At 69.7% G+C, this 22,005-nt stretch carries 14 protein-coding genes and 2 pseudogenes; 3 read left to right on the top strand and 13 right to left on the bottom strand.

Features of this window, described 5'->3' with window-relative positions:
- Nucleotides 1-89: 89 nt before the first annotated feature.
- On the bottom strand, nucleotides 90-1,646 hold the full coding sequence (locus tag ACWD04_RS17815; protein ID WP_451132880.1) for a pectate lyase family protein: 1,557 nt from the start codon (nucleotides 1,644-1,646) through the stop codon (nucleotides 90-92).
- 802 nt (nucleotides 1,647-2,448) lie between these two features.
- Nucleotides 2,449-2,721: a hypothetical protein gene (locus ACWD04_RS17810; protein WP_451132878.1), complete on the bottom strand. Its 273-nt coding sequence runs from the start codon at nucleotides 2,719-2,721 to the stop codon at nucleotides 2,449-2,451.
- A gap of 296 nt (nucleotides 2,722-3,017) precedes the next feature.
- Here ACWD04_RS17810 and ACWD04_RS17805 point away from each other — a divergent pair, with 296 nt between their 5' ends.
- On the top strand, nucleotides 3,018-3,815 hold the full coding sequence (locus tag ACWD04_RS17805; protein ID WP_451132876.1) for an alpha/beta fold hydrolase: 798 nt from the start codon (nucleotides 3,018-3,020) through the stop codon (nucleotides 3,813-3,815).
- A gap of 435 nt (nucleotides 3,816-4,250) precedes the next feature.
- On the opposite strand, the gene ACWD04_RS17800 is transcribed toward ACWD04_RS17805, so the two are convergent.
- From ACWD04_RS17800 to ACWD04_RS17760, 9 genes are all read right to left on the bottom strand, one after another.
- Nucleotides 4,251-4,760, bottom strand: coding sequence for an inclusion body family protein (locus tag ACWD04_RS17800; protein ID WP_451132874.1), 510 nt, complete (start codon nucleotides 4,758-4,760; stop codon nucleotides 4,251-4,253).
- A 25-nt stretch (nucleotides 4,761-4,785) separates the two neighbouring features.
- The gene (locus tag ACWD04_RS17795; protein ID WP_451132872.1) at nucleotides 4,786-6,621 is read right to left on the bottom strand and encodes a thiamine pyrophosphate-binding protein; all 1,836 of its coding nucleotides are present in this window, start codon (nucleotides 6,619-6,621) and stop codon (nucleotides 4,786-4,788) included.
- Complete coding sequence (locus tag ACWD04_RS17790) at nucleotides 6,618-8,660, bottom strand: flavin monoamine oxidase family protein (protein WP_451132870.1); 2,043 nt, start codon at nucleotides 8,658-8,660, stop codon at nucleotides 6,618-6,620. Before ACWD04_RS17790 ends, ACWD04_RS17795 begins: the two co-directional genes overlap by 4 nt.
- 428 nt (nucleotides 8,661-9,088) lie before the next feature.
- Complete coding sequence (locus ACWD04_RS17785; RefSeq protein WP_451133130.1) at nucleotides 9,089-9,448, bottom strand: MarR family winged helix-turn-helix transcriptional regulator; 360 nt, start codon at nucleotides 9,446-9,448, stop codon at nucleotides 9,089-9,091.
- Between the two features lie 268 nt (nucleotides 9,449-9,716).
- Complete coding sequence (locus ACWD04_RS17780; protein ID WP_451132868.1) at nucleotides 9,717-10,679, bottom strand: LnmK family bifunctional acyltransferase/decarboxylase; 963 nt, start codon at nucleotides 10,677-10,679, stop codon at nucleotides 9,717-9,719.
- A gap of 33 nt (nucleotides 10,680-10,712) precedes the next feature.
- Nucleotides 10,713-12,506, bottom strand: coding sequence for an acyl-CoA dehydrogenase family protein (locus tag ACWD04_RS17775; protein WP_451132866.1), 1,794 nt, complete (start codon nucleotides 12,504-12,506; stop codon nucleotides 10,713-10,715).
- Nucleotides 12,507-12,553: 47 nt separating this feature from the next.
- Complete coding sequence (locus ACWD04_RS17770; RefSeq protein WP_451133128.1) at nucleotides 12,554-13,759, bottom strand: beta-ketoacyl-[acyl-carrier-protein] synthase family protein; 1,206 nt, start codon at nucleotides 13,757-13,759, stop codon at nucleotides 12,554-12,556.
- An 8-nt stretch (nucleotides 13,760-13,767) separates the two neighbouring features.
- Nucleotides 13,768-14,001, bottom strand: a complete 234-nt coding sequence (locus ACWD04_RS17765; RefSeq protein ID WP_451133126.1) for an acyl carrier protein — start codon at nucleotides 13,999-14,001, stop codon at nucleotides 13,768-13,770.
- Between the two features lie 1,459 nt (nucleotides 14,002-15,460).
- Nucleotides 15,461-17,026 (bottom strand): MFS transporter, encoded by a 1,566-nt coding sequence (locus ACWD04_RS17760; protein WP_451132864.1) that lies wholly within the window; start codon nucleotides 17,024-17,026, stop codon nucleotides 15,461-15,463.
- 99 nt (nucleotides 17,027-17,125) lie between these two features.
- On the opposite strand from ACWD04_RS17760, the gene ACWD04_RS17755 reads away from it, so the two are divergent.
- Entirely contained in the window at nucleotides 17,126-19,960 is a 2,835-nt protein-coding gene (locus ACWD04_RS17755) for a BTAD domain-containing putative transcriptional regulator (protein ID WP_451132862.1), read from the top strand.
- A gap of 285 nt (nucleotides 19,961-20,245) precedes the next feature.
- Nucleotides 20,246-20,433, top strand: a pseudogene (locus ACWD04_RS17750) (IS5/IS1182 family transposase); the annotation flags it as partial.
- Between the two features lie 218 nt (nucleotides 20,434-20,651).
- Here ACWD04_RS17750 and ACWD04_RS17745 read toward each other — a convergent pair.
- Together ACWD04_RS17745 and ACWD04_RS17740 are read right to left on the bottom strand one after the other, a co-directional pair.
- Nucleotides 20,652-21,266 (bottom strand): annotated as a pseudogene (locus tag ACWD04_RS17745) (type VII secretion system-associated protein); the annotation flags it as partial.
- Complete coding sequence (locus ACWD04_RS17740) at nucleotides 21,259-21,987, bottom strand: type VII secretion system-associated protein (protein ID WP_451132860.1); 729 nt, start codon at nucleotides 21,985-21,987, stop codon at nucleotides 21,259-21,261. The gene ACWD04_RS17740 and the pseudogene ACWD04_RS17745, both read right to left, overlap by 8 nt.
- Nucleotides 21,988-22,005 lie beyond the last annotated feature (18 nt).

Below are 22,005 nucleotides of genomic sequence, written 5' to 3'. Positions count from 1 at the left end.
CGGTCCCGGCGTCGCTGCCTCGTGCGTGGGTGCCGCCCGGGAGGATTCCCGGGACCCACCGGTCCCGGACAGTGGCCGGGACCGCGCCGCTATCCGGCGTACGTCTCGAACTCGGCGATCTTCGGCGTCCCGGTCGAGCCGGTGATCTCGAAGGTGATCTTCTTCAGCGAGGTCTGCGGCACCGTGATGACGCCCGCCCCGCTGCCCGAGGTCAGGACTGCGCCGGTGTCGCCGTTGCGGACCCTCCAGGATCCGACGCTTCCGGTGGAGCCGGACGCCTCGCGAATGTTGATCTTGGAGACGGCGGTGGCGGTTCCCCACTTGACCGAGATGGAACCGGTCGAGCCGGCCGGCGACCAGAAGGTGCTCATGTCACCGTCCCGCACGTTGCCGTAGCTCGACCCGCTGGCCTTGCTGGAGCCGTCGGCACCGGCCCCGATGCTGAGGTTGGTGCCGCTGGGGTCGGTGGGGTCGGGTGTGGGGTCAGTCGGGTCCGGCGTCGGGTCCGTGGGGTCCGGGGTGGGGGTCGGCGTCTGCGGCGAGCAGTTGCCGTCCGACACCTTCAGGCCCTTGTTGGCGCCGGCCGTCTCGCCCACGATCTGCGGCACACAGCTCGCGCCGTCAAGACTGTAGGGGTAGGGGATGCTGACGGTGGTGTTGGACTTCGGGTCGGGCCCTGCGGGGTTGTTGTCGCCGCCGGGTGAGGACCAGGTCACGTTGTCGAACGTGTTGCCGCTGACCTGCCAGTATCCCGCCGCGTCCGTGTAGAACGTGCCCAGGACGTCCTTGGAGTCCTTGAAGTAGTTGTTGTCCACCTTGGCACGCGCACCGGCCCTGGAGTTGATGCCGGACTCGTTGAGCTTCACGTAGTGGTTGTTGTAGATGTGCGCGATGCCGCCACGCAGCAGGGGCGCGCGGGAGTCGATGTTCTCGTACAGGTTGTGGTGGTAGGTGACGTAGCCGTTCGAGACGTCGGACTCGCTGGATCCGATGAGGCCACCACGACCGGAGTTACGCAGGGTGCTGTAGGACAGCGTGACGTACTGCGTGTTGTCCTTCATGTCGAAGAGGCCGTCGTACCCCTCCGACTCACCGCCCGACGCCTCGAGAGTGGTGTGATCGACCCAGACGTTGCGGACGTCGCTCTCCATACCGATCGCGTCACCGCCGTTGGACGTGGGCGAGCCGGACTTCTTGACGTTCTTGACAGTCACGTTCTGGATGATGATGTTGCTGGACTGACGAATGTGGATGCCCAGCTGGTCGAACACGGCTCCGCCGCCGACACCGACGATCGTGACGTTGCTGATCTGCTTGAGCTCGATCACACCGGCGGCGGTGTTGCAGCTGCCGCCCGACACCTTCGTGGTGTTGCCGTGGTTGATGGTGCCCTCGACCTCGATGGTGATCGGGGTGCTGCTGCTGGCCCGGCCGCACAGGGCCGCGTGGATCGCGGTGCCCGTGGTGGCCCTCACCGTCTCCCCGCCGGCGCCGCCGGTGGTCCCGCCGTTCTGGGTCGCGTAGCCGGTGGCGCTGCCGGTCACCGCCGCGGACGCTTCGGGCATCGACATCACCACACCGGTCGCGGCCGCCACGGCCATCGTGGCCAGCGCGGCGTTGAGTCGCAGTGCGACTGGTCGTCTCATCTTCGTGTCCCCATTCGTCTTCACAAGATGTGTTGCTGCTCCATGCCGCGGTCGCAACGGCGAAGCCACCGAGGCCGCCAGTACGTAACCGGAGGCTCTCGTCGGCCAGTTGTGCGTGTACTTCTCGATGCGTCGAGCCGGCGGTACCTGCCGGGCCCGAATGTGCGAGGTTGTCGGATACAGCGGCGAAACCGGTACCGCGCACCCTTCGTTCCACTGAGGCCGACGTCCTGGATGAAGCCCTGGGCAGCCCGGCGGCGGCTCATGCGCGTCCGTGGCGATGGCCGTCGCGACGGACGCTTCCACCGGACGGGACCAGGAGAGGGAAAGCGCTTTCTGCTCGTGACAATAGAGTGCCCGTAGCCACACTGACAAGGTTCATGACACTTGTGGAATGAGGCTCCGCCATGCGAGGTACGAAGCAACGGCCGTGCTGAGAAGCGGAGTTCGGAGCCCAAGTGATCGACTCCGTACGCCCTTCGGGGCTGATGCCGCACTCCAGGGCCGGCCCGTCGGGCAGGATGGTCGCCACGCCAACGCACTCGACACACCCTCCACAAGGGCATGCGCCCAAGATCGACCCGACGGACGACGTGATCGGCCAGGCCAAGTGGCGGGAACTGTCGCGCGTCGTTCGGTATCGACCTCGCGTCTGCGTTTCCCGGACCACGGCGCTGGTTTCATCACCGCTCACCGGATCGTGGTGTCCTCGGCCGGTTTCACCGGAGGCGTTCCAGCGTTTCTCGTCATCTCACGGTCGTTCTCGTCCAGGACGACCGGCGTCGGCCGAGCGTAGGCTCGCTCAGCGAAGCCGGTGCCTGGAGATCGCGGCCAGGGCTTCCTGGACGGTGGTGAAGTTCTCGGTGCCCACCTGCGTCAGGTCGACCAGGGTCTCCGAGCTGCCGGAGGCCTTCACGAACCTCACGCCCTGGGAGGGGTGGTACACCCCGGCCCTGTAGTTGCCTGGGTAGACGTCGCTCGGGATGACCTCACCCACCGACTGGCGGGTCGTGGCGTCGATGGCGTAGTAGCAGCCCGTGCCGTCAGCGCGGTCCACCGCGATCAGCTGTCCCATCAGGGCCCTCCCCCAAGTCGTGGCTCCACCTCAGGGTACGTTGCGCCAACCAGCGCTCACAAGAAGGGACTTGATGGGCCGTGCCGCCCCCGACATCCGCCACAGCACGGCCTCCGACGTCAGCCCCGAAGATTCTACGGAGTCGACCGCTGAGCACACTATCGGCTCCTATGCCGGGTGGCATCGCCCCTTCCGGGCGAGGGTCACCCAGTCGGCGGTGAACTGGTCCGCCGCATCAAGGCGGCCGTGGCGCCGGGGCGGCCCGCCCCACGACACACACTTCTGGGAGGACTCCTGTGACCAGCACCGATGAATCGCCTGATGGTCTCGTGCGCACCGACGACGGGGTGTCAGTGGCGTACCAGTGCCGCGGCGCCGGCCGCCCGCTCGTCCTCCTGGCGGGTCAGGCGAACACCCACCACTGGTGGGACGGCGTACGCGAGGACTTCCACGGCACCGCCCGCACGATCACGCTGGACTACCGCGGTACCGGCGCGAGCGACGCCCCGCGCGAGGGCTACTCCACCCGGCGCTTCGCCGAGGACGTGGTGAGCGTCCTCGACTCCCTCGACATCGAGCGGGCCGACGTGTACGGCACCTCGATGGGCGGGCGGGTCGCCCAGTGGGTCGCGGCCGGCCACCCGGAACGCGTCCGGCGGCTCGTCCTCGGATGCACCTCTCCCGGCGGGCCCCTGGCCGTCGAACGCGACGCCTCGGTGCGCCGGGCCCTGGCCGGGCCCGACCCGGACGCCGTGCGGCGGACCCTGACCGAGCTGATGTACACACCCGGCTGGATCGCCGGGCACCCCGGCCCCTACCGGACCCTCGGCGACCCTCACATGCCGCCGCACGCCCGGCACGGTCACCTGATCGCCAGCAACCGGCACGACGCGTGGGACTCGCTCCCCTCGATCTGCGCGCCCACGCTGATCCTGCACGGCGACCAGGACCGGCTCACGCCGCCCGAGAACGTCCCGCTGCTGGCGGGGCGCATCCCGGATGCCAGGACCCACCTCCTCCCCGGCGCCCGGCACGCCTATTTCGAGGAGCGCCGGGACGCTGCCGGCGCCCTGGTCCGCGCGTTCCTGGACTGAGACCCCCCCCGGGGACCGGGCCGCACCTGTCGACCTGGAGGACGCGGTCGCCACCGGGGGCAGGGAGCGGGCCCGACGGGGCGCCGGTGAGTGGCCGGGCCTCGGCCACCGTACGGCCGGACGCGTCAACGCCCCCGGCGCCCCCTGGTTCGAGGCGGACCCGCGCATGGCGGCCGGTCTCGGCTGCCGCGGGCGTTCCGGGCCCGACGGGCCGCCGGGCCCGGTCTCCGCACCCGGCCACGGACCACCACCTGCGCGGGACTTCAGGTCCTGCCCGACCTGGAGCTGCTGCGCAGTGGCTTCGTGAGGTGAGGAAGTGCGGGCAGGACTCGACGGTGATCCGGATGCCCTCCGCCTTGGCGGCGGCGATCGGCGGCGGCGCGGCAGTCCGAGCGGGTCGGGAGCATGTGCCGGCCGCCGTCCCGGCCTGAGCCGTCAGGAGTCTTCGATGGTGATGAAGGGGTCCCACTGGAAGTACCCCTTCACTTGCTGGTGGCGGTCCAGGATCTGGAAGTAGAAGTGATACACGACCTTTCCGGCGCTTTTGACGGTCGTTCGCCAGTAATGGTCCTGGTACCTCTGCGTCCCGAATTCCGGCCGGCCCTCGGTGCCCTCCTTCGGCATCGGATAAATGTGGTTGATCACCTCGATCTCCGGCGTTTTGATGAGCGTGTGTTCGCGGTCGCTGCTCACGAACCTGTAAAGCAACGCCGTGTAGAGGCTGCCGAACGACAGCGTCGTCTCCCGCCACCTGATGCTGTCGCCGGGTTCGGCCCGGAGGTTCAGCTCGGCCCCCGACGCGCCGACGATGTGATCGTGGCGCGCCGTCATGTAGATCAGGCTGTGATCGACCTGTGTCGGCGTGTCAGGGTTCCTCGAAGCGTTGGGATACCGCTCGACGATCGTCTCCGCGTCGAACGCGATCAGTACGTTGAGATCAGCCATGTCCTGCCCCCTTGGAGTGAGTGACTTACGACTTCGGCACCTTGTACGCCATCGCTCGCGGATAGTCGTGCCGATGCAGGCGGACGCGGACCAGGAGCGGTCCGGCGTTGAACGGGTCGGTCGGATCGGCGAGGCGGGCCAGCAGGTCGTCCAGCTCCGAGTGGTGCGCGACGCTGACCCCGTTCGCCGGGGTCTTCCCGCCGGCGAAGACGGCTGCGAGGCGGTCGTAGTGCCATGGGTGCAGGACGTTGTAGAAGTCCGCGTCGTCCGGGTCGGCGGAACCCGGCTCGGCGTAGAAGGACGGGTGCACCAGCATCTGCTCGATGCCGTAGAAGTGTCCGTTGTCCATGATGAACACCACCGACCGCAGCCCGAGCCTGGTGTGGGTGGAGATCTCCTGGCAGGTCTCCTGGAAGGCGCCGTCGCCGACGAACACCATGGGGCGGGCGGGCCCGCGTTCGGGGGCGAGCGCCGCGCCGGTGGCCGCGCCGACCGACCAGCCGATGGACAGCCAGCTGACCTGCGACAGGAACCCGCCCGCCGGCAGGGACAGGTTCATCGAGCCGATGAGAGAGAACGCGGCGTCGGAGACGACGGTCCAGTCCTCGTCGGTCTCGTGGCCCAGGAAGTGGTTGATCCGGTCGAACGCACCGTCGTAGGTGAGCCGTTCGCTGTGCCGGGACCGCGTGCCCCTGGTGCGGAGCGAGGCGCGGTGGTGCGCCAGGCCGGCGGGGCGGTCGCCGGGTGCTCCGTGGTGGGCGTGGGCCTCGGCGTAGTAGTCGGCGGTCAGGCCGTCGGAGCCGTAGGTCTTCACCAGTGCGTCCTGGATGGCGGGCAGCAGGTGTTCGAGCTGGACGTCGGGGAAGTAGGCGGTGCCGACACTGACGCCGCCGTTCGCGGCCATCACCCAGTCGGTGCCGACGCATTGCTCGCCGCCGAGGTTCTTCGACGTGGACCAGGCCCCGAGCCCGATCCGGCAGGTGGCCCAGTCCCTGAAGATCCAGTGCACGTCCGGATGACTGGCGTGGCCGTTGTAGACGCCGTGGAACTGCGGCAGGTCCTCGTCGACGACGGCCTTGGCGCCGACGGTGGTGCAGAACGGCACCCCGGTGGCCCCCACCAGGTCGGCGAGCTGCCCGTCGAGGCCGAACCGGGCGATCTCCTCGCCGGCCCACACGATCGGGCGGGGCCTGCCGTCCGGGCCGGGGTGCTCCTCGACCAGGGTGAGGACCGCGTTCACGGCGTCGTCCAGCATGAGCTGGTTGCGCGCGCTGAACGGCCGCTCGCGGCGGACGATCGGCCCCTCGGGCTCGGGGCAGGGTTCGTCCCACAGGTCCTCCATGACCTCCAGGTAGACCGGCCTCCGTTCGGAGAGGCACGCGGTGAGCGCGGCGTCGATCTGAGCGGCGGCGAGGCCCGGGTTGGAGATGACCCGCGCGTCCACGGTGACCTGCCGGTAGACGTCCAGGTTGCTCTCCGGGCGGGGGCTCATGTGTGAGGTGAGCATGCCGAGCGCACGGTAGTTCTGCCACTGCTCGTAGGGCGGGGAGGCGTTGATGGCGACGAGCGGGACCCGCTCCACGTAGGCGCCACCGCAGGCGTTGAGAAGGTTGAACGCGCCGACGCTGTAGGTGACCGCGGCCGCGCCGATGCCGTGGATGCGGGCGTATGCGTCGGCGGCCTGGCCCGCGCCGCCTTCGGTGGGGGTGCCGACCCACTCGATGTCGCCCTCGGCCCGCAGGGTGGTCAGGAACGGGCCGAGGTGGTTGCCGGGTACGCCGAACAGGTGGGTGATGCCCAGCTCGGCCAGCCGCAGGGCGAGGTAGCGGGCGACCGTGCACTCGGGAATGATCGCGGTCACGAGCGGTCCTCCTGCCGGATCGCGCCCGGGGTGGTGACCGGCGGGGCCTGGTGGACGGCGGTGGCGGCGCGGACGGCGCTCTCCAGGGCGCCCTCGATCCAGGCGTGCTTGAGGGAGGTGTGTTCACCGGCGAAGTGCACGGGGCCTTCGGGCCGGGAGACGTCCAGGTGGAAGCTGGTCATCTGGTGCGCGGTGTAGATGGCGGCCTCCCCGAAGGCATACGGGTCGCGGGCCCAGCTCTTGGTGGCTCCACGGCCGGTGAAGAACACCTCGATGCGGCGGCCGTGCAGGGCCTGGAGGTTGCGCAGGGCGTAGACGTAACGCTCCGCGCTCCGCATGGAGTCCCAGCGGGCGGCGTCGTCGGACCAGCAGTACGAGGCGAGCACGACGCCACCGGTGCTGCCCTCGACCCGGTGCGACGGGTAGTACATGAACCGGTTGGGGTTGTCGGTGGCGGAGCCCCCTCCGAAGCAGTGGGTGGCGGGGCGGACCGCGGGGCCGCGCAGCGGGATGGTGTCGTTGAGCTGCCGCATGTCCTCGGTGACGCCACTGTCCTTGACCGCCGCACCGAGCAGGCCGGCCTCGGTCCCGGAGAGCGTGAGAGCAGGATCGCTGTCCCCGTCCGCGCCGTTGTGCCGGTAGTACTCGTACAGGCCCGGTGCGATGCTCTCCAGTGCGTCGCACCAGTCGTCCTCGGTGAACTCCCACCACCGGTGACTGAACTCCAGCAGCACCTTGGTGGCCTGGTCGTAGTGGGTCTCGATGATGGCGCGGCGCTTCTTGTACGACATCGAGGGGACGATCTCCACGAAGCGCAGGGCGGAGAACGGAACGGTGACGACGGCCAGGTCCGCCGTCCACAGGAGCGGCGGGGCCTGCGGGTCGTCCTCGGCGACGGTCTGCACGGCCACGCCCCATCCGTCGGGTCCGACGGCGCCGGTGCCCTCGGGATCGGTGTCGCGGCTGGGGTCGTGGTACTCGAGGCGGATCATGCGATGGCCGAGCCGCACCTCGTCGCGCAGGCCCTGGTGGAGGGCGTGCGGCAGACGCCAGCTGCCGCCGGGTATCTCCCAGTAGCGGATGCCGGGATTGATGTCGCTGCGGCTGAGGAAGCTGTGGAAGAAGGAGAGGTGCAGCCGTGAGGACATGTTCTCGAGGGTTCCGACAGCCTCGATCGCCTCGTCGCTGAGCCCGGCGTGATCTCGCAGGAAGCCGCCCATCGAGTAGCTGTCGAAGTCGCGGATCACCCGGGCCCAGCCCTCGACCCACTCGTCGAACGGCTTGTTGACGCGCTTGCCGTCGACGAGGTCGGAGTAGTAGTCGCGCACGCTCTCCAGCGCGTCGTCGACCATCTTCACGACGGGGGCACGGACCTCGTCGTCGGTGAGGTGGAAGCCCTCGTTGATCCGTTCGGGAGTGGTGGTGTAGTCGGCACGCCGCACCTGGACGCGGTTGGCGCGGATCCAGGAGTTGCCACGCTTGTCGGGTTCGCGGAAGCCGGGGTCGTCGTCGCCGTAGGTCCAGGTCCGGCCGGTGAAGGAGGTGTACGTCACCGGGGGGACGGGGACGTCGGGCCCGCTGCCGGTGCCGGGGTCCACGTCCACGTTGTAGAACTGGCGGCGGCCGAGCCCGAGTTTGTCGACGAGGGCGAGGACCAGCGGGTGGAAGTCGGGGAGCCGCATGGCACCGGCCTCGGCGTACTGGGCCGGGTCGTCGAAGGGCTGGTGGTGCTTGGTGGTGCGGAAGGTCTTGATGCGTCCGCCGACCCGGTCGGCGTTGGCCTCGAGAATGGTGACGTCATGGCCGGCGTCCTTGAGCAGGCGGCCGGCGACGAGGCCGGTGATGCCGGCGCCGATGACGAGGATCTTCTTGCGCGGGTGGTGGGTGGGGCCGAGGCGGCCCGTGTCGATCAAGGTGTGGAGATAGCCGAGCTTCTGGTCGCTGCCGTCCGGGCCGACGAGGAGGAGTTCACGGGCGAGCTTGAGACAAGTCTGCCAGCGCGCACGGGTGGCGGAGTTGTCCCGTGATATGTCGGTCATAGCGCGTCATCGTAGATATGGAGAAACGGTTTCCCGGCCCCTCCCGCATATAAAGTCCAAAAAGCACCGACCGCGCCAGTGGCGTAATTTCGGCTTGCACGGACTTCCCTTGCGAGAACGGATGGTTCGTCAGGGGCGGAGGAGTAAGGGGAACTCAGAAGAAACAATTATCCGCTTGTGGAACGGAGAATTCCCGGGCCTCGGTGGTGGTGGTCCCGCCAGCCGAGTCGGCGCAAAAGTCATCCTCCAGCTTCCGCCTCCGGTCGACAGCCGGCCGCCGGTACGGGGCGAGCGGGGCCCGCGGCACGGGTGCTGGAGGCGGAACAGGCCTCGCGCACCGATCCCGGCCCGCCCAGCCGCCGCACAGGATGTCGTCCGCAGGGGCAGGGGCAGGGGCAGGGGCCCAGCCTTCACCATCATCGCTTCGGTCACCCGTCGAGGGCCTCGGTCAGGAGGTCGAGTTCGACGAGGAGTGCGGCGAGGCGGCACGCGGGGATGGCCTTGGTCATGCGCTCCTCGACGGCATGGACGGCACCGCGCACCGCGTGCAGCCGTTGCCGTCCGGCGGGAGTGCGGTGGACGGGCAGGGCGCGTCCGTGGTCAGTGGTGGCCGGCCGAGTGATGAGCCCGGCCTCTTTGAGGCCGCGGAGGACGACGTTGGCGGACTGCCGGGTGACGAAGGTGGCGCGGGCCAGTTCGGCGTTGGACAGGCCCGGCCTCTCATCGAGGAGTTCGAGGCAGGAGTACTGCGGGACGGTGAGGTCATGGTCGCGCATCGCCCTGTCCATGGCGCCCCGCAGGGCGGCCCCGACGTTCTCCTTCACCGGCCCCGGGGGCTACCGCCTCACCGTGCACGGGAGCTGGCCGTGGGGGCCGGTTCCTCCCGGCGCCGCGGCCGCGGTCGCGGCACCTGCTGAGCCAGGATCGAACTCCCTGTGATCCTTTCCCACGTGCCCGTAGCACTGATCATCACGGGCGACTGCCGCATCGTCATCTGCGCTCGGTGTAAGCATCGTCGGACTGGGCAGGGGCAGCCGAGCTGCCTCCTCGCTGCAGTCATGCGATGTGGATACGGAAGGACGCGACGGCGAGGGCGCGGTTGCCCGCCGTGTCCTGAATGAGGATGTCGACCCGCTCATGGTGCTGGTTCTCGGGATCGCGCGCGAGGCGCAGATGAAGGCGCAGTGTCGCATCGAGATCGGCGTTGCCGAGGTAGCAGATCCGTATGTCCTGGATCGAACGGTCGAGGAACGCTCGGTCGGTCCGGCCGAGGCCGCGCCAGAGTTCCAGCAGCGCCCCCTCCGCGATACTGAGGAACGAGGCGAAGTACATCAGCCCGACACCGTTGATGTCGCGCGTCACGTCTACGCGATGGTTGACGATCAGCTCGTCGCCCGACTGGGTGTAATGGGCCGTGGCCGGATCGTGCATACGATGGTCGACCCTGGCCTGTCTGCACAGCGCCTTCGGGGAGTAGACGTCGGGCAGTTCCGGGAGACGCGTGTGGTCGAAGCCGACGGGCGGGGTGTGCACCAGTCCGACATTGGTGTGGCCGGCCCCTCGGGTGAGCCAGTGGTTGAGGTTTTCCACGTACAGGCAGTCGGGCCGTGGCAGTTCGTGAAATTCCTCGAGGTCGAACGAGGCGTCGAGATCGGTGGTGCCCTGGGGAAGCCTTCGGATGCGGTGGAGAGTCAGCACCGAGCGGCGGCCCTGGGAGAAGACTCGGGTGATGACTTCCAGCCGGTCCCCGAAGGTGATCCGCTCGGGGGTGAGATCGCCTCCGGAGCGAATACGGAAGTAGTGGAACGCCAGGTAGGCGGCACGCCCTTGGGTGTCCTGGGCGTTGAAGACATCGAGACCGCAGACGGTGCTGACGCTTTCCCAGGTCCAGTCCCCGACCCTGGCAGCGAACAGCGCGGTGGGCCCACACATCCCTGGTTGTACGGTCACCAGCCTGCGGACGTCCGCCGGGCCGGTCTGCTCGATGCGGGTGACAGGGGGCGCGGATGCGAGAGTCACATTCACGGCAGGGTACCTCTTCACTGGTAACTGTCAGGCGTGGAAGTCGGTGAGCCCTGGGCGGAGTGCTGGGGCACGCAGGAGCTCGTCCGTGAGGCCGAACCCGTCGATGAGCAGGTCCGCGTAGGGCAGCACACGGGTACTGAGCGCTTCCAGCAGAGCCGGGATGCGGGTGGCCTGCTGGGGAGTGAGCGTTCCTTGGGCCAGGTGCCACGCGGCGTCACGCTCTGTGAGGCCCAGCCCGTAGATCGCCGCCAACAGGCCGAGTGCCTGACGGGTGCGCGGGGTGGTGGCTTGGGCCGCGGCCGTATGCAGTTCTTCGAGGGCCAGTTCGCGCCCTCGGGACTCAGCAAGGGTGAGCGCCGCGTTGATGTGATGGTTCCAGGCGTCGAACAGGGAACTGCCGCCGCGGATCTCACGGCGCATGGCATACGCCGTGGTGTCGGTCAGGCGCGACTGGCGGAACCGTGTCAGCTCACGGTGGAAGGAGGGGTCGGTCAGGCTTCTTCCCCGCGGCTCAGGCGTGCCGGTGTCCGTGGCGGGCGGGTGGGCAAGGAGTTCGTTGCCCGCTTTCGCCAGGAGGGGCAGGTTGTCGCCTTCGGCCGTGACTACGCCCTGGGCCATGGCGATGTAGTCCGCGATGCGGTTGGCGGAGAACATGCCCTGCGCCCCGGTGCGTTCACGGCAGGTGGTGAGGACGTCGGTCATCGACCAACTGCTGACCACCTTGGTGAGGGAGATCAGGTGGTTGGTGTCGTCGCTGACTCCGGTGCGTACGAACGCGCGTTTCGTGCGATTGACGAGAAACGTCATGGCGTAGACGTCGGCGAGCGCCCGGAAGAGTGCCGTCTGCTGGCTTCGGTAGGCGATGACGGGCACATCACTCTCGCCCGGTGCGAAGGTTTTGCGCTGTTGCGCGTACCTCAGGGCGATGTACAGGCTGGCGCGCCCGGCCGAGACGAGGGCGGAGGCCAGACAGAGCCTGCCGGGCTGCACCCGCTCGAGGGAGGTGAGGAAACGCCGTCGCCGGCTGGGGATCGTGCTCTCGAAGGTACCGTCGGGCGTGAGCCGCCCCATGGCTCCGCCCAGCAGATTGCGACGGGGCAGGCGTACGCCGTCGAACCAGGTGACGCCGTTGTCCAGAGCGAGACCGGGCTTGTCCGGCAGGGCTGTGGCCCGCACACCTGGGCGAAGACCGTCGGCGTCGCAGATTCTGACGATGAAGGGGAAGATACCTCGGTCGGTGTCCTGGACGACCAGCCTGGCCATCACGACCGCGATCTTCGGAATGTCCTGGATGCCGGTGTACGGCATGAACTTCTGTGCCTGAGCGTCCGGCGTGCTCAGGACGAACTCATCTGCCAGCGGGTCGTACACGGCCTTGGTGCGCATCGCTGCCGCGTTGTTCCCGAAGCCCAGCTCGGTGACCATCAGCATGCCGACCGACCGCATGGTGGCGAGCTCCTCGATGATGTCGTCGAGGTCCTCGCGCCCTGCGCTGTGGTGCAGGAGGGTTCCCAGGCAGAGGTTGTAGTGGCTCATGAGCAAGGGCAGCGTGGTCGTGTCCATCAGCGACGGCCATTCGCTGAGCGCGAAGAGGCGAAGGGGGTCGTCGAGGACTTTCTGCGCAGGCCCGGTTCGGGCGTGGACGAGGCGGCTCCGGTCGTAGGCGAGCCTCCCCTGCTGGGTCGCGTCGAGCCCGCTGCGCGGTGCGAAAAGCGGATCCGAGACCGTGTCGCGGAGATCCGCGTGGACGCTGTCGAAGGTGCCGTCGAAAACGAGCCGGATCAGCTCGTCCCGGTCATCCGTGGGTGTGCTGGAAGGCATGGTGAGGGTGGTTCCTTCCCCTGTGTCTCTGCTGTGGGGCGCAAGCGTCAGACGGCGAAGGCGAGACTGACGTTGTGGCCGCCGAAACCGGCCGAGTTGGTGAGTGCGTACGAGGCGGCGACGGGACGCGGCCGGCCGCTGACGACATCGAGCCCGATGGCGGGATCCAGCTGTTCCAGGTTCGCGGTCGGCGGGAGGGTCTGGCGGGAAAGTGACAGAACAGTCAGTGCCGCCTCGATCGCGCCGGCCGCACCAAGGGTGTGACCGGTGACCCCTTTCGTGGATGTCACGGGGACGCGTGGCCCGAAGAGGCGATGGATCGCCTCCGCTTCCACGGCATCGTTCAGCTGGGTCGAGGTGCCGTGGGCGTTGATATGTCCGACCCGCTCCAGTGGCAACCCGGCGTCCGTACAGGCACGGCGCATCGCCTGTTCGATCCCTCTGCCCTGCGGGTGCGGGGCGGTGACGTGGCTGGCGTCTGCTGACGCCCCGTACCCGACGAGCCTTGCCCGTACGTCCGCACCGCGCCGTCGGGCATGGTCGAAGCGCTCCAGGACCAGTACCCCCGCTCCTTCGCCGATGACGAAGCCGTCGCGGTTCGCGTCGAAGGGCCGGGACACGCTGGAAGGGCGCGCGGACTGACGGGACAGTGCTCCCATCCGGGCGAACCCGGTGACGAATGTGGGCGAGATCGCGGCTTCCGTGCCACCGGCGATCACCACGTCACAGGCGCCCGAGACCAAAAGGTCGCGTGCGACACCGATCGCGGTGGCACCCGACGCGCAAGCGGTGGCGGTCACGAGGTTGGGGCCTGTGGCGTCGAATTCGATGGCGAGACGGCCGGAGACCATGTTGACCAGCGCCATGGGGTGGAAGAGAGCGGATACTCCCTTGGGCCCTCTCTCCAGGAAGCCGGCGTGCTGGCTTTCCAAGGTGGCCACACCGCCTGCTGCCGAGCCGATCACGACGCCTACCCGGGTTCCGTCCCAGCGGGCGGGCTCCAGACCTGAGTCGGACACCGCCTCCCGGGCGGCCATGAGCGCCAGTTGGACGAATCGGTCCAGGCGCCAGGCCTCGGACGCACCGAACTCGGCGTCTGCATCGTACGGAGGGACACGGCAGGAGATCCCCACAGTGGCGGAGGCCAGAGTGGGGTCTTCGGTAGCGGTTCCGACACCTGCGCAGACACCTCGCCAACTCTGCTCAGTTCCCGCACCGGCGGGCGATACCAGCCCCAGCCCCGTCACGGCCACTTCACGGCTCACTGGCCGGCGGCCGCGTGTATCTCGAGGGCTTGCGCCGCTTCGGCGAGCGTAGCGCCCTTCCTGATCTCGCCCTCCTCCATGACGATTCCGAGCTGCCCTTCGATGATGTCGGTGAGTTCGACGAGGGCGAGCGAATCGATGTCGAGTTCCTCGAACGTGGCGGCGGGATTCAACTCCGCTGCGTCGACACCGAGTTTGTTCGTCAGCAGTCCAGCCAAGCGATCGTACATGGCAGTCACAGCAATGTCCTTTCCTGCCCCGCACAGTGCGGAGTGAATTGCTGTCACTCTAACTGCAGTTGCGCCGCTGCGGGTTACCGGGACGTTCCAGATGATTGAACTATTCACTGTTCCTGCACGCATGTTGCACGGTTCGCGGACCCCCAGGGGCTGAAGAAATACGAGGCCTTTCCACAGCCTGGCGACTCGCGATCCCGATCGCGTCACTTTGAGTCGTTAAGATGAGTTTCTTCGCGTTGGTCTGGACCGGGGCGGATCTTCACCAGTACCCTCTCGGAGGCCATAATCCGGATAAACAAATGCACGTCCGCCCTGAAAGCCTTCCGCGCGGGGGTAGTTGGCGCGTGCATCGACGGCTCGCGGGAGGGGGCCCTGTTTCCCGTGCTCGCACCGATGTGACCCAGGTAGTGAGCGTCAGCAGCTGCTGGGGTCTGAGCGGCCGACCTGGTGCTGCCTCCATGGAAGCAGCGGTGGGCCGTGGGGGCGGACAGGGGCATCGCGGCCGGCGAGTTGGAGCACTCGCGTGCGGAACCAGCGCAGGAAGACCCGCACCGCCCGCCGGAGGCAGCCCAGGGCCCGGCAACTCCGACGGGTGCCCAGCCGGCGCTGCTCCACCTGGAGGAGAAAGGCCGACCGCAGGGGCCACTCGCGCGGGATATCGAGGGTGGCGGAACGGGCTCGACGTCCGCGCGTTCCGCCGACCATCCGATGCGCCGGCGTTCAGGGGGGTAAGACGCTTTTCGATGACCGTGTGGCCCGTCGCGACAAGTTCGCCTCCGTCACTGCTTCCGGGAACCCATGACGGCAGTGTGCCCGCACAGTGGACCTACAACAACTCGACGCTTAATCAGGGGACTTCAGGGCGAATACGGGTGGTCTCTTATCGTCTTGGCCGCGCACGGCGGCAGGTCCTGCACCGTGTTCGGCGTCCGAGTATGTCGTTGTGGCCGCTGCCCCCGTCATGGGCGGGGAACTCGAAGTCCGTGACCAATGAAGGTGGGTGGAGAAGCTGCGAGAGGCACATGAGTGGTGCGCGCATCACTTTCAGCGTTGCGTTCCCCGGGAGTTGGCGTTGAAATAGATCGGCGGACGGTCGCCGAGCGGGTGGGGGATGACCGGCCTGGCCAGTTGCAGCGACTACTCCATACCCGTGACTGGTGCCGAAATCCGCTCGTACGTAAGGGAGTTGGCGCTCAGACGCCGCCGTGCACCGCGGGCGGTCCGGGTCACCGGCGTGGCCTCGATCGTTCAAGAGCCCTCGTTGGTCCGCTGACGGGGGTTTCGTGCTTGCGAGGCGGGGTCTATTCGGGTCGGGGCAGGCTGGTGGTCCGGCTCTCGCAATGTGGTGGCGGAGGCCGCCGAGTAGCCCAGGGGCCGGGTCTCGCGGTTCCCGCCGGCGCCGGAGCCACCGCGTGCCGTGGGGCGGCGACGGGTGCGGGCCCGGCCGCGGTCAGACTTTCGACGCGGCCGGTTCCGCGGGGACGTCCCCGCCGGCCTCCGGCTCGTCCCCGCCGATGACGCTGACGTGCCGCAGCACGAGGGCGGACAGGAACGAGAGCACCAGGGTGCACACCGCGGCGACGACCATCGCGGTGTTCATCCCGGAGGTGGCCGCTTCCTTGGCATGGCTGAGCCAGTCGGCGGGCATCTGCTGTGCCGAGGAGACCGCACCGGCGAGGCTGTCCCCCGCGACGTCAGCCACCTCGGACGGGGTGCCGGCCGGGATCTCGGCGCGGACCTCGTTGCGATAGGCCGCGGTGGCCAGGCTGCCCAGGATCGCCACGCCCAGGGCGAGGCCCAGTTCCTGCACGGTCTCCGACATTGCCGAGGCCGAGCCGGCCTTCTCCGCCGGCGCGGCTCCCACCACCAGGTCCGTGCCCAGGGCCGCGAGCGCCCCGAGCCCGAGGTAGACGAGACCGAAACCGATCACCATCAGGGCGATACCGCCCGAGGCGTCCACAAGGGCGAGCAGCACATACCCGACCGTGGACAGTGCCAGGGTGGCTGCCACCACGATTCCCGGCGGCACCCGGCGCGCGACCAGAGGCGACGCGATCGCCGCCAGGAACATCAGCAGCGCGGGCGGCCCCATCCACAAGCCCGCTTCGACGGGGGGCAGTTCCTCCACGAACTGGAGCTGCTGGGTGATCAGCAGCATCGAGCCGCCGACGCCGACAAGTCCGATGAGCAGCACGCTCAGCGCGGCGCTGAACGTCCGGTTGGTGAACAGGCGCACGTCCAGCAGCGGGCTCGCCAGTTTGCCCTGGCGCCGGACGAACAGCACCGCGACGACCAGGCCCAACACCACGGCGCCGATCGTGGCGGCGTCGAGGCCGTCCTTGGCGAACCGCTTCACCGCGTAGACCACCGGCAGGATCGCGATCAGCGACAGCGCGACGCTGAGCAGGTCGAACCTGCCGTTCTGCGGCGCCCGGTACTCGGGGATCAGGGCCGGTGCGGCTACCAGCGTCACGATCGCGACCGGGACCGCGAGGAGGAACACCGAACCCCACCAGAAGTGGTTCAGCATCACGCCGCCGACCACCGGCCCGAGCGCCATGCCGAGCGCGAAGCTCGTCGCCCAGACACCGATGGCCAAGGAGCGCTGGCGCTGCTCGGCGAACATGTTGCTGATCAGGGCCAGCGTGGACGGCATCAGCGTGGCGCCGGCGACCCCCAAGGCCGCACGCGCGGCGGTGAGCATTTCGGCGCTGCTGGAGTAAGCCGCCAGCACTGAGACGACCCCGAAGGCCGCGGCCCCGATCATCAGCAGCCTGCGCCGGCCGATCCGGTCACCCAGCGTGCCCATGGTGAGGAGGAAGCCGGCGATCAGGAAGCCGTAGGCGTCCATGATCCACAGTTCTTGGGTGCCGGACGGATGCAGATCCTCGGCCAGCGAGGGGAGCGCCAGGTACAGCACGGTGACGTCGAGGCCCAGCAGCACGGTGGGCAACGAGAGGACGGCCAGCCCTCCCCACTCCCGGGCACCGGCCCTGCGTACGGTCGTTGTGCTCATGGCACTCCCATGCGATTCGAGTTCCGACAACGTGCACCGGCCACTGTGCCGACCCCCACGCACGATTTCCTGAGGGCCGTTCGGCGATAGACTGCGCCCATGCGTTACGGGGTGCTCGGCCCGCTGGCCGTCTGGGACGCCGAGGGGCTGCCGGTCAGGGTCCCCGAAGCGAAGGTGCGCGCCCTGCTGGCGAATCTGCTCGTCCACGGCGGCGGACCGGTTCCCGCAGACCGCCTGATCGAGGACCTGTGGGCGAGCAACCCGCCCGGCGGGTCCGCCAACACGCTGCAGACCAAGATCTCCCAGCTGCGCCGCGTGCTGGGCCGCGAGCAGGTGGTCCGCGAGCCCGCCGGCTACCGGCTGCTGCTCGCGGACGACGTGGTCGACGCCCTGCGGTTCCAGGAGCTGGCCGAGCGCGCCCGCGCCCACGAGGAACCAGCGGTCAAGGGCGGCCTGTTCGCCGACGCGCTCGCGTTGTGGCGGGGCCCGGCCTACGCCGATGTAGCCGAGTCCCTGTTCGCCCGCAGCGAGATCACCCGGCTGGAAGAACTGCGCCTCAACGTCGTCGAGGACCAGGCCGAGGTGCGCCTGACATTGGGCGAGCACACGGCCCTGGCGGCGGAACTGGGCGTACTGGTGGCACGGCACCCGCTGCGCGAGCGGCTGCGCATGGCCCACATGCGCGCCCTGTACCGGGCCGGGCGGCAGGGCGATGCGCTGCAGAGCTTCCAGGACCTGCGGCGACAACTGGCTGAGGAGCTGGGGGCGTCACCCGGGCCGGGAGCCTCCGCGCTGCACGAGGCGATCCTGCGCCAGGAGCCGCAGCTGGCCACGCCCGCGATCGGGTCCCTGTCGTGCCGTACCAACCTGCCCACCCCGCTGACCGCGCTGATCGGCCGGCGCGAGGCGGCCGAGCAGGTGCGGGCACGGTTGAACCCCGGCGCGAACACCCGCCTCGTCACCCTCACCGGTCTCGGCGGAGTGGGCAAGACACGGCTGGCCATCGCCGCGGCGCGCGACGCGGCCGGGCAGTTCGCCGACGGCGTGTGGCTGGTCGAACTGGCCGGCCTGGGCGCCACGTCGACCCCGGACGACATCGCTGAGCGGGTCATCACCACGCTGGGTCTGTGCGACACCGCGGCGACGGAGCCGAACCTGGACGACCTGGTGGGCTGGCTGTGCCAAGCCGTGGCCGGCATGCACCTGCTGATCCTGCTGGACAACTGCGAACACCTCGTCGAGCCGGTTGCCGTGCTCGCCCACGCCATACTGTCGGCCGTGCCCGCGGCGCACCTCCTGCTCACCAGCCAGGAAGCCCTCGACATCCCCGGCGAGGTGGTGCATCCGGTGCCACCGCTGTCGCTGCCGCAACGCACCGATCCGCAGGCGGTGGCCCGGTCCGGCGCCGTCGAACTGTTCGTGGAACGGGCTGTGGCAGCGGCACCCGGCTTCGTTCTCGACGCGGACAACGCGGCGGCCGTTTCCGCCATCTGCCGTCGCCTCGACGGTATTCCGCTCGCAGTGGAACTCGTGGCGTCCCGCCTGCGGACACTGAGCCCGCACGAGCTCGCCGCCTGCCTGGACGACCGCTTCACCCAGCCCGACGTCCGGGTGCGTGGACTTCCGGCCCGCCAGCAGACACTGCGGGGCATGCTCGACTGGAGCTGGCAGCTGCTGACCGCGGACGAGCGCACCGTGCTGCGGCGCCTCGTCGTGCACGCGGACGGCTGCACCCTCTCGTCCGCCCAGGCGGTCTGCGCCGACCGCGACCTGAGTGCCGAACGGGTCCCCGACCTGCTGTCCCGGCTGGTGGACCGCTCACTGGTGGTCCGTGAGAAAAACCGGTTCCGGCTGCTCGAATCAGTGGCCGCCTACTGCGCCGAACGACTGGTGGAGGCGGGTGAGGAGACCGCCGTACGCACACGGTTCGTACGCCACTGCACCGAGTCGGCCGAGCGCGAGAGCGAGCGGCTGCGCGGCCCGGACCAGCGCTGCTGCCTGGAGCGCCTCGACGCGGAGACCGTCAACCTGCGCCGCGCCCTGGACCTCGCGGTCACCCAGGGCACCGCCGGATACGCGGTACGGATGGTGAACGCGCTGGCGTGGTACTGGTTCCTGCGCGGCCGGCTCACCGAGGCCCGCAGGTCGCTCCGGGCGGCGCTGGCCGCCGACGGCGAGGCCGCCCCGGCCGTGCGCCTGACGGCGCGGGCCTGGCTGGCCGGCATCGAGCTGCGCACATCGCAGGCCGCCGCGGCACCGGACCCGGCGGGTGAGGACCTCGTCGCCGGTGTCGAGGATCCTGTGCTGAGAGCCCGGCTGCAGTGGTTCCTCGGCACCGGCTTGACCGGCCACGGCCACCACCGCGAGGGGCGGCAGCTGGTGAAGGCGAGCCTGGCAGGTGCACGCGCCGCCCGAGACCGCTGGGGCCAGGCCGCAGCACTGGTCGAGCTCGCGAGTCACGCCCCGGCCCAGGACGAATCCGCGGAACTGGGTGCCGCGCTGTTCCACGAGGTCGGCGACCGCTGGGGCCAGCTCCGGGCCACCCGGTCCCTGGCGCTCGCGGCCGAACGCGAGGGCGACGACGTGCGGACGGAACAACTGCACCGGGAAGGTCTCCTGATGGCCGAGGAACTCGGGCTGTGGACCGAGGTCGTCGAGGCACTGACCTGGCTCGGCAAGACCGCTCTGGCGGGCGGCCGCACCGAGCGGGCGACAGAACTGTACGAGCGCGCGCTGTCCGTGTCGGCCGAACGGGCCTACAACAGGGGCGAGATCCGTGCCGAGACCGGCCTGGGCCGCGCCGCGAGTCTCCGCGGCGACCGGGAAGCCGCCAAGCGCCACCTGAACCGGGCACTGGCCAAAAGCCATTCAGCGGGCCACGCCGCCGAAGCCGCGGCCGCGCTGGCGGAACTGAACCTTGCCCCCCGGGCATGACCGGGTCCGTGCGCTGCCCCTTCGCAGGGGAGGGGCAACCGGCCATCTGACCTCCAGCGCACCTGGAAGCGCTGCGGTTCTCAGACACGACCGGCTCGTCGCCCACACGAACTGGAACCCGTTCGTCGATACGGGGGTGGACGAGGACTTCTGGGGTGCCTTCCAACGGGGTTGTCGCAGCAGCCTTCGATGACCGGCCGCACGCCGGACCGGGACCGCCACGTCCGTCGTCGCTGCGGCTGATCACCGCCGATTCGTTCCCGCCGCGGACTGCGGCGATGGTAACGCGAGCGCGGCATACAGCCACGCATTGCCCGCAGGGGGATCGAGTCGTCACCGCGACCGGGGCGCCACCGGTGGACCGTCGAACGCACGCGGCCGACCCGACGTCCTGGCTCGCCGGCTGCCGCCGCCTCCACCGACGCTACGAGCGCAAAGCTGACCACTTCCTCGCCTTCACCAGCATCGCCTGCACTCGCGGCGGCCGCTCCGTTCGTCGGTGCCGGGCCGGCTCGTCTTCCTCCGGTGGCTATGTCTCCGGCGTAGGCGTCGACGTGGCCGACAGCCGGCTCCCAGGCGTCCCGGACCGCTGATCGGCCGTCCCGTCCCGTCCCTCCACCGGCTCCGTCCGCTCCGTCCCTTCGGTCCGGGGAACGCTGACGTCCAGGTCCGTGGTCTCCGGGAGCGCCCCCGCCGGAGCCGCTGTCCCCTCCGCCGCCGCTTCCCGCAGCACCTCCGCGAGCCCGTCCGTGGTCAGCACCATGCTGACCGGGGCCGAGCTGTTGAGGTACAGGCTGTGGCCCGGAGGGATCCGGCCGAGCAGATCCACTACCGGCAGCTGTTGGAACCCCAGCCGCCCGGCGGCCTGGAGATAGCGAGGGGAGGTGTAGACCAGGACGACCGCCGTGCCGTCGGGCGCCGATGCGCTCACCGGCTCGCCGTCCGCCGTGACCAGCACCGCTACGTCAGTCCTGGCCAGCGCCGAGGTGACGTCCTCCGCCGCGCCGTACCCGGTGGTGGCGAGCTGGATCGCGCGGTCCACGTCGTCGGCGGGCTCGGGCCACCCCATCGCCTCGGGTGACGGCCTGTAGTCCTCGTTGTCCTCCCACTCGACGATCTCGCCCTCGGAGTCGGAGCGCCACTGACCGGCCACGGCCCACTCCGGCGGCGGGCCCTCCCCCTGCCAGGCGGGATCGGTCAGATAGAGCCAGTGGTCGGGTGCCAGCCTGGCGGCCTGGACGAACTCCTCGGGTGGCTCGGGGTCCATGGGGGCGGCGGCAGGGGTTTCGGCGCCGGACTCACTCATCTTGTCCTCGCTTGCTGGGGGTATCCGGGTAGGTACTGGGGCGCCCGACGGCCGGTGCCGGGGCGCCCGGTGCGGGTTCGCCCGTAGCCTTCTCCCACCGTGCCCGCAGATCGTCCGCCGGGACGAGCAGGGCCGCCGGGGCGGACGAACTGAGGAACATCACGTCCCGGCCGGGCGGGAGCCGGTCGAGGAGATCGGGAAGCGTCATCATCACATGCGCGGGCAGGGGGCCCGCAGGTTCCTGCGGCGGCTCCGGGAAGACGGGCACCGCGTGCGCGCCGCCGGGTGCCCGCGTCCACGCCGGCTCCCCGTCCCCGTCCACGCACACGGCCACGGAGCCGGCCTCCGCGAGGGCCTCGGCGACGTCCGCGTCCGGGCCGTAACCGGTGGCGGCCAGGTGCACGGCGGCGTCGGCGTCGTTGACCGGTGGAGCCCAGCCGAGCGCGGCGGGCGAGGGGCGGTAGTCCGGGTTTACCTCCCACTCGACGATCTCGCCGTGCGCGTCACTGCGCCAGCGGCCGAGGACGGCCCACGGGGGCGGGGGCTCCTCGTCCGTCTCGCCGAGCCAGTGCCGGTCGGTCACCGACAGCCAGTGGTCGGGAGCGGTGCGGGCCGCCGCGACGATGTCCTGGGGCGGCGCGGGGAAGTCCGGCGCGCCCCGAGCAACGGTGGCGGGTATCGGCCAGCGGGCGCCGTCCGGCTGTCCGCCAGAGGTCGGCATAGGGGTCACTCCAGACAA

Source organism: Streptomyces sp. NPDC002911, from assembly GCF_053591835.1.
Note: the sequence above shows the minus strand (reverse complement) of the source record. Positions and strands in the feature narration are given on the sequence as shown.